The sequence below is a fragment of the Prosthecobacter gellanilyticus genome (assembly GCF_007992435.1).
Lineage (GTDB): Bacteria > Verrucomicrobiota > Verrucomicrobiia > Verrucomicrobiales > Verrucomicrobiaceae > Prosthecobacter > Prosthecobacter gellanilyticus.
Map to the genome: position 1 here is coordinate 29321 of NZ_BKAG01000031.1, position 13728 is coordinate 43048.

11 protein-coding genes are annotated in these 13728 nt (G+C 58.2%); 2 read left to right on the top strand and 9 right to left on the bottom strand.

Annotation, left to right across the window (positions count from 1 at the left end; all coding sequences use genetic code 11):
• Positions 1-59: 59 nt before the first annotated feature.
• Positions 60-761: a glycerophosphodiester phosphodiesterase gene (locus BGE01nite_RS18915; RefSeq protein WP_146852530.1), complete on the bottom strand. Its 702-nt coding sequence runs from the start codon at positions 759-761 to the stop codon at positions 60-62.
• A 211-nt stretch (positions 762-972) separates the two neighbouring features.
• Here BGE01nite_RS18915 and BGE01nite_RS18920 point away from each other — a divergent pair, with 211 nt between their 5' ends.
• Positions 973-2958 (top strand): CapA family protein, encoded by a 1986-nt coding sequence (locus BGE01nite_RS18920; protein ID WP_146852532.1) that lies wholly within the window; start codon positions 973-975, stop codon positions 2956-2958.
• A 4-nt stretch (positions 2959-2962) separates the two neighbouring features.
• On the opposite strand, the gene BGE01nite_RS18925 is transcribed toward BGE01nite_RS18920, so the two are convergent.
• The 8 genes from BGE01nite_RS18925 to BGE01nite_RS18960 all read right to left on the bottom strand — a co-directional run bounded on the left by BGE01nite_RS18925 (position 2963) and on the right by BGE01nite_RS18960 (position 13017).
• A complete protein-coding gene (locus BGE01nite_RS18925; RefSeq protein ID WP_146852534.1) occupies positions 2963-3889 on the bottom strand; it encodes a glycerophosphodiester phosphodiesterase family protein in 927 nt (308 codons plus the stop codon).
• Positions 3890-3919: 30 nt separating this feature from the next.
• Entirely contained in the window at positions 3920-6148 is a 2229-nt protein-coding gene (locus tag BGE01nite_RS18930) for an FAD-dependent oxidoreductase (RefSeq protein ID WP_146852536.1), read from the bottom strand.
• 45 nt (positions 6149-6193) lie between these two features.
• Positions 6194-6628, bottom strand: coding sequence for a hypothetical protein (locus BGE01nite_RS18935; RefSeq protein ID WP_146852538.1), 435 nt, complete (start codon positions 6626-6628; stop codon positions 6194-6196).
• A 16-nt stretch (positions 6629-6644) separates the two neighbouring features.
• Positions 6645-7073: a DUF4442 domain-containing protein gene (locus tag BGE01nite_RS18940; protein ID WP_146852540.1), complete on the bottom strand. Its 429-nt coding sequence runs from the start codon at positions 7071-7073 to the stop codon at positions 6645-6647.
• Positions 7074-7121: 48 nt separating this feature from the next.
• Positions 7122-8228, bottom strand: a complete 1107-nt coding sequence (locus tag BGE01nite_RS18945) for a sialidase family protein (protein WP_170266889.1) — start codon at positions 8226-8228, stop codon at positions 7122-7124.
• 5 nt (positions 8229-8233) lie between these two features.
• The gene (locus tag BGE01nite_RS18950; protein ID WP_146852544.1) at positions 8234-10237 is read right to left on the bottom strand and encodes an FAD-dependent oxidoreductase; all 2004 of its coding nucleotides are present in this window, start codon (positions 10235-10237) and stop codon (positions 8234-8236) included.
• Positions 10234-11430, bottom strand: coding sequence for a sialidase family protein (locus BGE01nite_RS18955; RefSeq protein ID WP_170266890.1), 1197 nt, complete (start codon positions 11428-11430; stop codon positions 10234-10236). Before BGE01nite_RS18955 ends, BGE01nite_RS18950 begins: the two co-directional genes overlap by 4 nt.
• 162 nt (positions 11431-11592) lie before the next feature.
• Entirely contained in the window at positions 11593-13017 is a 1425-nt protein-coding gene (locus BGE01nite_RS18960) for a sulfatase family protein (protein WP_170266891.1), read from the bottom strand.
• Between the two features lie 138 nt (positions 13018-13155).
• Between BGE01nite_RS18960 and BGE01nite_RS18965 the strand changes: the two genes are divergently transcribed.
• Complete coding sequence (locus tag BGE01nite_RS18965; protein ID WP_146852550.1) at positions 13156-13680, top strand: universal stress protein; 525 nt, start codon at positions 13156-13158, stop codon at positions 13678-13680.
• The last annotated feature ends 48 nt before the right edge of the window (positions 13681-13728 follow it).

The following is a 13728-nucleotide window of genomic DNA, read 5'->3' on the forward strand; positions in this document are numbered from 1 at the left end:
TCATACGCCCGAGGGAGCAAACAGCCGCCGGGTTCATTTCACGAAAGGCAGTATCAGAATCACTTCAATGGCTCGATGCCAAACTCGCGGGCGACTGGCATCGCGGTCGTGACGTCATTCACCAGCGGAAAGTTCACCCCGGCCTGCCACTGACGGCGCAGACCTTCAGGCGTCTCATCGTGGTAGTAGTTCACCTTCACACCCGCCTCATTCAGCAGCTTCACCGCCTCAGTCGGCACCACACCCTTGCCGAGTAGTTGAATGAAGGATGCCTTCATCTCGATTGTTTCCTGCGCATAAGCCATCGAGTCTCCCTGGCGTTCCATGTTGCAGATGAGAATGTCAGGCACCGCCGCGCGCGCAGTTTTCGCCTGATCTGCCATCGCCGCCAGGAAGGCCTGATGTTTGCGGCCAGTCTTTTCGATCACCTTCGCCGTGGCCTCGCCAAGCGCTGCGCCGCCCTTGAGATGGCAGTTGAGCCACACATTCTTTGGAAACACTGCCAGCCCCTCCTCAAAGGTCGGAATGCGTGTGCCGGCAAACTTGGCATTCATCTTCGCGCCTGTGTCCAGCCCCTTGATCTCCGCCAGAGTGAGATCGCTCACCTTGCCTTTGCCATTCGTGGTGCGATCCACGGTCGTGTCATGCATCAGCACCAGCGCGCCATCCTTGGTGAGCTGGATGTCGAACTCAATCATGTGAGCTCCCAACCTCACGGCCTCCTCCAGCGCCGGAATTGTGTTCTCCGGATGCGTGCTCATGGCCCCTCTGTGTGCGCAAAGCCCGCGAGTGGGCAATAGCGGGTCGGCCGCGAAACTGGAATAAAGGGGAAGAAAAAGCGCGAGGAGGGCGAAACGAAAATTCATGGGGCCAGACGAAACGAGCCGGTTGGGAAGCTTCTTCATAGGTTTCGTAAAACACCGTTTTCGTGCTGGATGAACGAACTCGGCGGATGCAACGTTCTAGCCTCCCATGCGCTCAGACCAATACTTGGTTACCCGTGTCTCGCTTCGCCATGCTTTGATGCAGGCTGCGAGTCTTCTCTCAGTGCTCTTCACCCTCGGCTTGTCCTGCCTCGATGTGCAGGCGCAGACGCTACCCGCCAGGTTCGAACCCGGCGCTGGTCGTTTTGAGATCCAGCACGATGGCCGCTCTCTCCCTGTCTGGTATTTCCGCCCGGAGAAAACCACCCCTGACACACCCATCCTTATCGTCATGCATGGCGTGAACCGCGATGCCGACCGCTATCGCAATGAATGGATGCCTCATGCTCAGAAGCATGGCTTCATCCTCGCTGCGCCGGAGTTTTCCGAAAAAAGCTTTCCTGGCACCGAAGGCTATTCCTTGGAAGCCAAAGGCGCCTTCGGTTTCATCGAACCTGTGTTTGATGCAGTGAAGGCTGCCACCGGAAACCGCAGCGACCGCTACCATCTCTACGGCCATTCTGCCGGAGCGCAGTTCGTGCATCGCTATCTCTACTTCGTCCCGCAGGCTCGCGTGGCCAAGGCCGTCGCGGCTAATGCGGGCTGGTGGACCATGCCAGACCTGACGGTCGATTTTCCCTATGGTTTGAAAGGCTCGCCGATTCAGGAAGACTCCGTCAAAGCCATGCTCCAGCGTCCGCTCGTGGTGCTGCTGGGCACTGCGGACACAGATCCCAATCACAAAAATCTGCGGCGCACGCCTGAGGCCATGTTGCAGGGACCGCATCGCTTCGCCCGTGGCCAAACATTCTTTGCAACAGGCAAGAAGCAGGCTGCCAAGCTCGGCGTGTCTCTCGGCTGGCAGCTCGCCACCGCACCCGGTGTGCCGCATAGTGATGCTGGCATGTCAGCCTTCGCGGTGCAGTGGCTCTTCGGCCAGCCGGCCATCACGGGCCGCGATCCCCAGCATGTGCGTGTGCTCTTCGGTGGCGATACCAGCGGCGGCGAAAGCTACCAGGAGCAGTATCCCAAAGAGGGCGGAGTGAACATCCTCACAGAGAAAGGCTATGAATATGGCCTCACTCATCTGAAGCGCCTGCTGTCAGCCGCCGACTTCAATGTCATCAATCTCGAGACCCCGCTCACCACGCGTCGTGAAAGCCCGCTGAAGTCCAAGGACTACCTGCACTACAGTGATCCTGTGAAGCTGCCCGCGCTCTTCGCGCCGTATGCGCCTCTCGCCTTCTCGCTCGCGAACAATCACACGCTCGATCACGGCCCCGAAGGTCTCGATGAAACCTTCGCTGCACTCACGACCGCTGGCATGGCGACCTTTGGCACGGGCAACAATCTCGCCTCTGCGGAGAAGCCCTTGCTTCAGGAACTCCGCATCGGTGGCAAATCAGCCACACTAGCCATCTTCGGCGCCTTCGAGTATCGCAAAGACTACGACCAGGATTTCCACTTCTACGCGGGTGAGGACAAGCCGGGCTGCGCTCCTGTGGATGTGCCTGGCGTGAAGAAAGCCATCGCTGATCTTCGGCGCAACACACCAGATGCCTTTGTGGTCTACTTCGTCCATTGGGGCGGTAACTATCTTTGGAAGAACGAAGAACAAACCACCACTGCCCATGCCTTGCGTGAAGCGGGAGTGGATCTTGTGATCGGCCACGGCGCCCACCTCATGCAGGAGGTCGAGCACGACGGCAAAGGCTGGATCTTCTACAGCATCGGCAATCTCCTCTTCAATGCCCGTGGCCGTTACGCCGCCAACCACGCGCCGCCCTTCAGCTTGCCGTTGGTCGCCGACTTCTCCATGAAGGACGACAAACTGCAAACCAGCCTGCGTGTGTATCCCATCGTCAGTGACAACCAGCTCACCAACTATCAGCCGCGCTTTGTCACCGAGACAGAGTTGTCTGCTGTGGATGCCATGCTCGCCGACAAAAGCGCCTGGAATGCAGCTGCACGTGCCGCTGTGAAACGAGGTGCTGATGACGTTGGTCCCTACCTCGAGTTCGGAACCCCCAAGTAAGCCCTCAGCGCTTCTCAAACAAACCAGCTTTCCCCTTTGGGACCGCCGCTGATCCATACAGCATCGTTCCGAGAGGCACGGGAATATCCGTCTCGATGATGTCAGCGCCACGATTCAGAAAGGCGCGATACTCGGGCTCGAGCAGCTTGATGTCCTTCACCTCACCCTGGATTACCTTTCGGTCCAGGTTTCGCGAGGTGCCGATCATCGTGCAGGCACCTTTGCCGTGAATGTAGTCATAGAGTGCTTTGTCCTCAGGCGGGACGTGACCCACGAACGCCACCACATTCTTCCACGGCACGCCGAGCCCATCAAACTCCTCCGCCTTCGCCAGAGTTGGAATCATCACCTCCATGGTGATGTTCGGATTCACTCGATGAACCGCGACCACCTCTTTGAAGCTCGAAACAATGAGCATCACATAGGCCTCAGCTTTGAGCCGTGTGACGATCTCAGCCCGTTCAACAGCCGTGACATCCTTCTGATCCAGCACCAGCACCGTCTTGCCTCGCGCCCACTCAATGACCTCATCCAGCGTCGGCAGTTGATGCTCCGTGGCATGACCTTCGGTGTCCTTCAGTCGCAGTTGCTTCAGTTCAGCGAGAGTGGCATCCACGACTTTTCCAGTGCCGGTAGTCGTCCGCTCCAGCGTCGCATCATGATGCACCACAATCGCACCATCCTTGGTTCGGCGCGGATCAATCTCCAGCATCGAAAAGGTGTGCGCCAGAGTATGTTCAAAGGTGGCAATGCAGTTCTCCGGATAATCCTTCGCCGGACCTCCGCGATGTGCACTGACCAGTGGTAGTGGCTCCCCACTGTAGTGAAGCAAAGCCTGCAAATCCTGTGGCGTCTCCAGCTTCAGACGATGAAGAGGTTCAGCGGCGAGAGCCGTTGTCGCGAGGAGAAGAAGGGCGGCCAGATGTTTCATAGGGACGGTAAAGTATGAAGAACCAAACGGTCACTTGCCAAGCCAGATCCAGCGCATGCCATCGATCGCCACGCGTCCGTCGACCTGTCCATTGCTCACCTCGACGAAACCATCGCGGCCTGCCTTGAACTCGAACTCACCCACCGGCACCCAGTTAAATGCGGTGGTTTCCTTGCGCTGGTCGATCGTCAGCTTGTCATTGCCAACCGCATGCTTGATCAGCAACGGAGTGTTGGTCGCCTGCGCTTTGGATGGACGGAATCCGAGGCAGACCTGATAGCGTCCTTCACGCAGCAAGGTAGGCCTGAACTGAGCGCGTGCAGGTGCCAGCTTCCCACGCACCACCATGTCCCGATGAATCCCCGGACCATGAAACACATCGGAATAGCGCAGTGGCAGTCCGGCGATGTAGTCCGGGAACGTGCCATTCCAGCGACCAAAGAGCTCTGCATCAAAATCATCCATCGTCACGTCGAGGGCCTCGGCAATCCCCACTGGCACTTCAGCTGTCAGCAAGCGCCTTCTTCCCGCAGCGTCGGTGACCAGCAGACTGACCGCATGCTTCTTCTCCATCTCAAAGACATGCACCACGCGCTCACCTTCCGCACTGACCTTGCCATCACCGCTGAAGTTCCATTGGATCTGCTTCAGCGCATCCTTGTTGTGACTTGTCGGGATGGCTTTGAAGATCACCTTGTCGCCCGGCTTCGGGTGCGCCGGTGTCCAGGTGAGTTTAACTTGTGGCTGATACCCTGCATCAAGCACCGCGCCCTCCTTCAGCAGCGACTCACGCAGCTTCTGCGTATCCACCTTCTGCACAGGTTTCTTGTTAGCTATTGCAAGGTGCGCCGCGTTGCCTGCGGCCTGACCGAGCATCATGTAAACCGGTTCCATCCTCAGTGAACAGTAGGCCACATGCGTGGCAGACACGCACACCGGCACTAGCAGGTTCTCCACATCTGGTGGCACCAGGCTACGATACGGAATGTCATAGTTGTTCACCGCCACATGCCGCGTGTGCTCGGGCACAAGCCGGCCTCCCTCGCGCAGATGCTGCACCACATGACAGTCGATGCCGTAGCTGCCCGTGGCGATTCCATCCGCCTTCCACCGGTCTTGCGTCAGGTCAGACTCGCGCAGCAGATAGGCACCCACCATGCGGCGGCCTTCCCGCACATAGAGCTGAAAGGGAAAGTGTCCGCTGTCAGCAAACTCATCCTTCGGCAGGCCCCATTTGCACGATTCATTGCGAAAGGCCTCGGGCAGATCCGGATCATTCTGCGTGTAGTACAGCAGGCTCAGCGCGCGATCGCGAATGCGCTCGGCAATGCGGTCCCGTGTGGCCCAGTCACCATCCGCATAACCCTCGCTGTTCCCGGCCCAGTCAAACCAGTTCACATCATACTTGGCTCCAGGGTGCGCCTTGTCGAGCGTGGTAAAAAAACTGCCAAAACTCGTCGCCTTGCCTTCCTTGGCTCGCTTCCCATAGGTCTCGACAAACGGCGTTGGATCGTAGCTTCCCGGCTTCGGAAACAGCACGCGATTCTCCGTGTTTGAGGTCACGGAGACCCGGTAGTTGTAGGCCTGCGTACGGTGATCTGCCATGCCTCGCTGCTCCGTTGGCCCCATGCTCACACCGGCGAGTTGTTCTCCATATTCACTGCGCGCCTCGCGACCCACCCGATACGGCACCTTCGCGCCAGCCATTAGGTCACCCTCATAGCTCGCATCGATGAACACATCGCCGGTAAAGGTGCGTGTCGTGCCTGCGCTGAGGTCATCCACGACCAATCCAGTGACACGGTTTCCAGACTTCCCGCGATCTGCATCCAGCAGAGTGCCCTTGTAGCGGTGCTTCTTCCAAACCGTGATCTTCGGCTGCTCCTTGATCATCTGCTCGAAGACGAGTTCCGCCACATGAGGCTCAAAGGTCGCACCATTGCGTGCAGCCTTCACTTCCTTGGAATCTGCACCGTATTTGTCTGAGTAATACTTCACGATGCGCTTGAAGAAATCATCCGCCAGTCCGCCGACCGTCGCACGATCTCCCATGTCCGTGGCCACCAGTCCTCCACTCACCATGCCACCCACATGTGCATTCAGTTCCACCAGCGCCACCTCATGACCTTGACGTGCCGCAGCAATGGCTGCCATGACACCGGCAGGCGTACCGGCATAGACCACGACCTCACGGTGAATGGGCTCTTCAGCTCTTGTGAGACTGGCCAGGAGTAGGATGGGAAGGAGGCGATGAATCATGCGCCTGCCATCACGTTGGCGGTTGCGCCTGCCTTTCGCCTCAAATCAAGTTTCAGCCCGTCTCCTGCACGCCCATAGCAAGGCAGCACCGAAGAATAGACAGCCGAGGCAGTCCATGCCCATCCACCATTTAGGAAGCCCTGCCTGCGTATCGATCCAGAGAAACACCGGTGCGCACACAAGATAGATGCGGCCCACCAGTCGCACCAGCGGCTGATAACGCACCACATCCGTAGACATTGTCCACAGCAGCACTGCCTGTCCCACATAGACTGCTCCACCGCCTGCCATCATATAAAGCATCAGCGGCGTCATCGGGGGCTGGCCAAAGCCCATGATCCAGGAGACCTTCTCTGCTGCGAGACGTGGCAAAATGACCGCAGGCAGTGCCAAAAGCGCGGCGAGTGCGGAGATGCGCAGGATCAGCCGCTGAAGTCGCACATGACCACAAGCCGCTTCTTCTGAAAATGGAGTGTTCATTTTGGGTTAAAGGAATTCACTTGGCTGGCACCCGCTGGATGAACCACTCCACCGAAGCCGTCAGTGCATGCGTGCCGGACTCATCATGCAGTTCAACCGTGACAGAGATCAACGCACGTCCTTTGGCAGTCAGATCTGCATTGAGCTGTGCCAAGGCCTCTGGCGCAGTGATAACGGACGAATGCACGCTGCCATTCGCGGGCTTCCTAAACTTGGCCTCAATATGTCGCACCACCGGCACCACACCTTCACTGGACCCAAAATGCTTCAGGAGATACTCGCCGCTGCTCGCCTCGGCCAAGGCCAGGAGCGCACTGGCATGCACAGTGCCGAGGTGGTTCAGATACTGCCCGCCAGCGGGCAGTTGCAGCATTTGGTTAGGTTCAGAGGCAGGTGTGATGCCCAGAAACGTATTGAAAGGAAGCTCGGTGACACTGTGCTTCATGCGCGGGCATCTTGAGCCAGTCCTCGCGGCTGTCCAATTCGATTCTCCTCACTTCTGCGTCAGCCAATCAAGGTCAAAGCGGGCCAGTGTGAGGGTCTCATGCGCTTTTTTGACACCGCCTTCATACAGGCAGAGCAGGGTGCCATCCGGCAATTCTGCGAGACTGGAGTAGGCGGAAGCTCCGGCATGCAGCAGCTTCGCCGCTGGCCACGTCTTGCCATCGTCCGAACTCAAACGCACCGTGAGATCAATGCGCCTGCCGCTGGGCTTGTCGTTGATCGGCGGACCTGGATTCGGATTGCTGAAAAGCAACTGGCTGTCACCCAGATCAATGAGGCTGGCCTGGCACTTGGGGCAGGGGAGCTGCTTGTCGATCGTGATCGCGGACCACGTCTCACCACCATCCTTGCTCGTGGCAAGGCCGCGGAATCCTTCAAAGTTCCCCTGCATGCGCGTGTTCACGAGAAGAGAGCCATCCTCACGCTCGATCACCTGGCACTCGTTGCCACCCGTATCGATCGGCGCGCTGTTCTTCCAGGTCTTGCCTGCATCATCGCTGTAGATCATGTGCGAGCTCCAGTGCTGCGTGCCGTCCGGCATGTTCGCCCGCTGATCACTCGGGATCACGAGCCTGCCTTTGTGCTCTCCATGTGTGAGTTGAATGCCGATGCCAGGCCCCGTGGCCACCCATACCCAGTTAGGCGGCACCACGCAGCTGCTGAGGTCGCGCGGCGTGCTCCAGGTCACACCATCATCCTCGCTGGAGGTGATGAGCACCGCCTTGTTGTCACGGCAGAAGGGAAGCCAGATCGTGCCCGTGTTCGCATCCTGCACCGGGCATGGGTTGCCGATGGTAATCTTCGCCTCGCCACCTTCTTCATGCACGATCTGCTGGGCTGTCCATGTGCGCCCGCCATCCGTGCTGCGTTTCATCACCAGATCCAGATCCCCATGATCACCACCGCCGGTCTTGCGTCCCTCGCAAAAAGCCAGCACGCTACCTTTCGAGGTCACAAACAGCGATGGAATGCGATAGGTGTGATAGCCATCCGCCCCCGCTTTCCACAGCACTGTTTCCTCCACAGCGCTCCATGCCGAAACTGTCGGGACAAGCGCACAAACAACGATGGCAAGGGTGCGTAGGCAGGGCTTCATATGAATCACTTCTGTGGCAGCTTTTGAGCGAGATTCTGGATGAGCGTCGTCATGTTGCTCGCACCGCATTTTTGGCCGCTGACGGTATGCTTCTTCCAGTAGGGAATGCTCTTGATGATGCCTTCACGCTGAAGGGTCTCGATGGCATCATTAATCTGTGTGGTCGGTTGAAACTGAGACGCCGCGCGAATGATAAAGTCGGCCACCATGGCACCATCGTGGCTGGTCTTGCCGGCCCAGTCGTCCGCATTGGTGATGATCTTTCGCTTGGCGAGCAGTTTGAGATCAGTCTGGTATTGCTCCGCCGCATTTTGGACAGCCTTCACCACGCTTTCCGTCTTGGGCTCCACAGGATCAAGCACGGCGCGGCCTGCTTTCAAGCGCTCGGCAAGCACTGGATACGCGAGCGCGTGCGGTGTCGTCTTGTTTTCCAAGGATAGACTGGCGGCGGCAGCGGCGGCCTGAGCCATCTCCATGTAGACAGACTCCATGCGCATGGATCCATAGGCCACGTGGGTGGCGGAGGCGCAGACCGGCACAAGCAGGTTTTTGCACTGCTCAGCCTTGGGGAGAATGGACCGGTAGCTGATACCATAAGGTTTCACACCGCGGAAGAAATGCCCCTCCCAGACGAGGTGGCCTCGCTCATCCACAAACATGCCCACCTTGTGGGAGTCGAGCGCATAAGAACCCACGGCGATGACATCTTGAATGGGCTCCCGAGCATCGGCGGCGACCTTTTTCCCATCAGCATCGGCGGACTTGAGCGGGAAGTTATTCTCATTCATCACGTGCTCGCCCATCATGCGCCGCGCTTCGCGGATGTAGAGCTGTGTGGGCCAGTGACCGTTGTCGGTGAACTCATCTTTGGCTAGACCCCAGCAGGCCACTTCCTCACGGAAAGGTGCAGGCACACGGGGATCATTGCCCAGGAACCAGAAGAAGCCTTGAACATAGCCGCGATGATCTGCGAGCAGCCGCTCACGTTCAGCATACGAGGCCTCAGGCCAGCCATAGCTGCCCGCAATGTAGTCAGTGGAGAAGGTGCCCGCGTTGTTGGAATCTGTCTTCAGATTCGGCATCGGCACGCGGGTGAAGTAACCCTTGCCTGGTGTGAGACTCTTTTTCCGCAGCATGTCACGCAGCAGCAGTTCGTAGTTGAGCGGATTGTAGTTGGCCGGCTTCGTGATGGGCACCCGGTTCTCTGGCACGGTGGTCAGGCAAAGCCGGAAGTTGTAGGCTTGGAAGCGATGGTCTGCCGAGCCGTGCGGACCATAGGGCTTGGATTCGACTCGCGGCAGTAGACCGCTGCTGGCGTCTCCCTCCACGATGTAGGGACTGATGCTTACGACATCAGTTCCATGGAGTTGCACGCCGTTCATGCTTTCATCATGAGTCGCATTGGCCTCACGACCCACGGTGTAGGCCACGCCTGCGGCGGCCATGAGATCGCCTTCATAGGTGGCATCGATGAAGTATTGTCCGCTGATGACGAGGCCGCTCTCCATAGTGATTTTGCGGATGACTCCGCCTTCCTTCGTCACGCCGTTCTTGCCGCGGTCAAGACGCTCATCTCGCAGTACCTTCGCTCCAGAGTCCACGAGCCACTTTTCAAAAATCAGCCGGGCCACATGCGGCTCGAAGAACCACTGGCATTTCATGGACTCGCGATAAATCAGGCCATGCTTGGGGAGATACTCCGCGCGAGTTTCACGCGTCCACCTCTCGGGGTTCTCGTAGTGAGTGTAAACGTCCTCAAAAAAGCGGCGGGCCAGTCCGCCCACCGTCCAGTAGACACCCTTGTCAGACGCTCCGAGTCCACCGGTCATCATGCCGCCGAGAAATTTCTCAGGCACGATGAGGACCACGGAATGCCCGTGGGCAGTGGCTTCACGAACGGCTGCGATGCCTGCGGCGGTTCCACCATAGACGACGATGTCTCGATGAAGGATGTCTTCAGCATCAACGGAACTACCGAGCAGCAGGAGGCACAGGAGACGGCGGATCATGGTGGTGGGGCGTTACTTTTCGTCAGCCATTCCAGATTAAATCGCGCGAAATGCAACTCATCCCAGTAATGCGTGCTGCCTTTGTCCGCGCGTTCATAGATGTAGCCGATCGTCTTGTCATCCAGCACCAAGATGTCTGAGTACGATCCCGGATGCGGCCAGATGGTGCGTCCAGTGCTCCAGCTCTCGCCCTCATCATGACTCACACGGATCGTCAGATTGTAGCGCCCATACGGATGCTCCTTCTGCCGGATCGGCGAGGCCGGGCTGGAGAAGATCAGCGTCTTCTCATCAAACCTCTCCACACATCCGTGACAGCGTGGCGTGATGAGTTCCTCCAGCCGATGCAGGTTCTCCCAGGTCACACCACCATCTTTGCTGATCGCGGTGAGATGCCGAAGGTTGTCCGGTGAATCCTCGCTGCTCTCATTGCGTGAAATCACCCGCACTGTGCCGTCATTCAACTCCATGAACTGGCACTCGCTTGTGTGCATGCCGATGTTTCCACCCAGCTTCCACGTGGCACCATGATCATCGCTGTAGAAGCTGTGCGCGAAACTGCGAAGGCGGCCTTTGCCGATATCCTCACGATGTCGCGCTGGCACGAGCAGTCGGCCTGACTTGAGCTGGACCATCGCATTGCCCGGTCCGCAGCCATAGCGCTGCACCCAGCCCTTCTCCCACTGCACCGCATGACTCTTCGGATTGCCCGCAGGCTCGTCTTCATCACCCTTGCCTTTCAGTGTGTCCCATTCGGGTTTGATGACTTGCTCATGAATCACCACCGGCCCCTGCCAGCTCAGGCCATTGTCCGTGCTGGTGAGGTGCGCGTATTGCTTCTTGTCCTTCAGGAAGAAAAGCCAAAGCTTCTTGGTCTCACGATCCAGCCCCACAGTGAGGTCCGTGCACACACGGTTTTCATCATCGAGGATCGTGATTTCATCACTCCAGGTCTTGCCCTTGTCGGCGCTGCGTTTCATCACGATGTCGTGATTGCCGATGTCTCCCGGCCCGTCATTGCGCCTTTCGCAGATCACCAGGATGTCGCCATTCGGGGCTGCGATGATCGAGGGGATGCGGTAGTTCGGCTTGTTCTTCGGCGTCAGCGCAAAGAGACGCGTTGTTTCAAACAACGGCTCGGCTGCGTTCAGGCATGCACACAGGCCAAATAGAAGCACAAAGGCAGATTTCATGTGAGGCTTCAAACGTGACGCTCCCATGCCTCTCTCTGGTCAAAATCGATGACCATGAACCATTTGTTGGAGTGCAGGCTTTAGCCGCCTCTGGGAAACGCTTCCAAGACAACGGCTAAAGCCTGCACTCCAACGAGAGCTGGCGAGATCATTGCTTGGAGTCTACTCCTTCTTGTCCCCCTTGCGCGGAGCCTTCGGAATGATCAGCGCCTCAGGTGGCAGTGGCGGATCGAAGTCACCACCGGCCAGGCTCTTCTTCACGGATTCCTTCCACGTCTCGAGAGATGCCGTCATCTTCTTCACACGCTCCGGCTCCTGCGTGGCGAGGTCCGTGGTCTCCTTGGGATCTTTGGAGATGTCATAGAGCAGCACCTCAGCCACAGGTCCCGCATTCTTGCGTGTCTTCCGGGCATTGCTCGCATGCGTATGCAGCTTGTAAGGCCAGTCGATCAGTGTGGCATGCGCATTGTCACGACGCGCATCCGCCCAGAACGGAATCGGTTTGCCGCGTTCCGTCATCTGCTGGTCAAAGAGCGGCAGCAGGTTGATGCCATCCAGCGGCTGGATCTGCTTCTCGGCCTTGGCACCTGTGGCGGCGAGCACCGTTGGGTAGATGTCCACCGTGGAGCATGGCATGGCGCTAACCAAAGGTTTCGCAATGCGTGCAGGCCATTCCACAATGCCTGGCACGCGCACACCACCTTCCCAGAGCGTGCCTTTGGAGCCTCGCAGATTGCCCGTGCTCTTCGGCCCGGCATCACCACCATTGTCACTGGTGTACCAGAGCAGGGTGTTGTCAGCCACCTTCAGTTCACGCAGGGCCTCGCGCAGCCTTCCCACGCTGCGATCGATCGCCGTGAGCTCGCCATAGTAGTTTTGAGCAGCTTCCGGCAGATCTTTATAGGCAGCCTTGTCCGCAGGCAGAGCCTCATGCGGCGTATGCGGATTGCCAAACCACACCACGGTGAGAAACGGCTTCTTCGCAGCAGCTTGGGAGCGGATAAACTTCAAGGCTTCGTCCGTGACGATGTCCGATCCTTCCCCCTGAAACTTTTCCGCCACTCCCTGGCGGCCCAGCACCGGATCCAGATCAAAAAAATTGTCCGCCGACACCCAGGTATCAAAACCCATCTTCCCAGGTGAAAGTGGATCATCTGCCAGAATGGCGCGCCCTGGAGGCGTCTTCGTGTTCCGGTCACCATTCTTGCCGTTGAGGTGCCATTTGCCAAAATGGCCCGTCGCATAGCCTGCACTTTGCAGAACCTTGGCTACTGTCACCTCTTGAGCACGAATCGGCGAACCCGGCCCAAAGGTTCCCATGCGGTGTGGATGCCGGCCTGTCATCACACTGGCGCGGGTGGGTGAGCAATTGAAGTGCCCCGTGTAGAAGCGGTCCATGCGCAGACCACTGGCGGCCAGAGAATCCAGATTCGGCGTCTTGAGCTCCGGATGCCCATTGTAACCCGTGTCCCCCCAGCCCTGGTCATCCGCCATGATGAGCACCACATTCGGGCGGTCATTTTGTGCCTGAACGGCACAGGCGAGGCAGAATAGAAGGCTTAAAGTGCAGAGGAGCTGATTTTTCATAAACATGAGCGGTTGGGCCGCCCCCATGAACGTGGCCCTCAGAGCTTTCTTCCCGGTCAATTTCACCACCTTGAGACCACCCTTGAAGAGTCGAGGGACGTATCGATTGAGGGAAAGACGTAACAACCCCCTGGAATCATGAAAACCATTCTTGTTCTCATCGACTTCTCCGACGTCACGAACCAGGTGCTGGAGCAAGCCCTGGGGATGTCGAGGTCATCCGACGGCGACGTGGTGCTCCTTCATGTGGTGCCGGAAGAGGCTCTGCTGGCAGTAGACTTTGCTCCGCCACCCACAGATTCAGATCCGGAAGTGTTCAATGCACGGCAGCGGCAGTTGGTCTCGCTCGGTAACTCTCTCAAAACCCATGGAGTCCGTCTCAGGACGCAGCAGGTCCAGGGTGAGTTGCTGACCACGCTGCTCGCGCAAATCCAGGAGATCCAGCCTGACATCATCATCATGGGATCTCATGGGCATGGCGCGCTCGACAATCTCCTCGTGGGCAGCGTCACTGCCATAGTGCTGAAGCACGCCTCCCAGCCTGTGCTGGTGGTGCCAAGTGTGCGTGTGGATGACCGGCCTCCCATGGTGGAGGTCCAGGAGCATGAGCCTGTGTCCAGTCAGTTCCAAGGCTCAATGGCTGGACTGCCGTTCCCTCCATGAGTCCGCTGCGCCGTGATGATGCCTAACGAAAAATGATCCGCTCTTCGT

Bases quoted from the DNA above. Each gene is read 5' to 3' on its own strand.
- BGE01nite_RS18960 (WP_170266891.1), bottom strand. From the start codon at position 13,017: ATGAAAAATCAGCTCCTCTGCACTTTAAGCCTTCTATTCTGCCTCGCC.
- BGE01nite_RS18920 (WP_146852532.1), top strand. From the start codon at position 973: ATGCGCTCAGACCAATACTTGGTTACCCGTGTCTCGCTTCGCCATGCT.
- BGE01nite_RS18935 (WP_146852538.1), bottom strand. From the start codon at position 6,628: ATGAACACTCCATTTTCAGAAGAAGCGGCTTGTGGTCATGTGCGACTT.
- BGE01nite_RS18940 (WP_146852540.1), bottom strand. From the start codon at position 7,073: ATGAAGCACAGTGTCACCGAGCTTCCTTTCAATACGTTTCTGGGCATC.
- BGE01nite_RS18965 (WP_146852550.1), top strand. From the start codon at position 13,156: ATGAAAACCATTCTTGTTCTCATCGACTTCTCCGACGTCACGAACCAG.
- BGE01nite_RS18930 (WP_146852536.1), bottom strand. From the start codon at position 6,148: ATGATTCATCGCCTCCTTCCCATCCTACTCCTGGCCAGTCTCACAAGA.
- BGE01nite_RS18950 (WP_146852544.1), bottom strand. From the start codon at position 10,237: ATGATCCGCCGTCTCCTGTGCCTCCTGCTGCTCGGTAGTTCCGTTGAT.
- BGE01nite_RS18925 (WP_146852534.1), bottom strand. From the start codon at position 3,889: ATGAAACATCTGGCCGCCCTTCTTCTCCTCGCGACAACGGCTCTCGCC.
- BGE01nite_RS18945 (WP_170266889.1), bottom strand. From the start codon at position 8,228: ATGAAGCCCTGCCTACGCACCCTTGCCATCGTTGTTTGTGCGCTTGTC.
- BGE01nite_RS18915 (WP_146852530.1), bottom strand. From the start codon at position 761: ATGAGCACGCATCCGGAGAACACAATTCCGGCGCTGGAGGAGGCCGTG.
- BGE01nite_RS18955 (WP_170266890.1), bottom strand. From the start codon at position 11,430: ATGAAATCTGCCTTTGTGCTTCTATTTGGCCTGTGTGCATGCCTGAAC.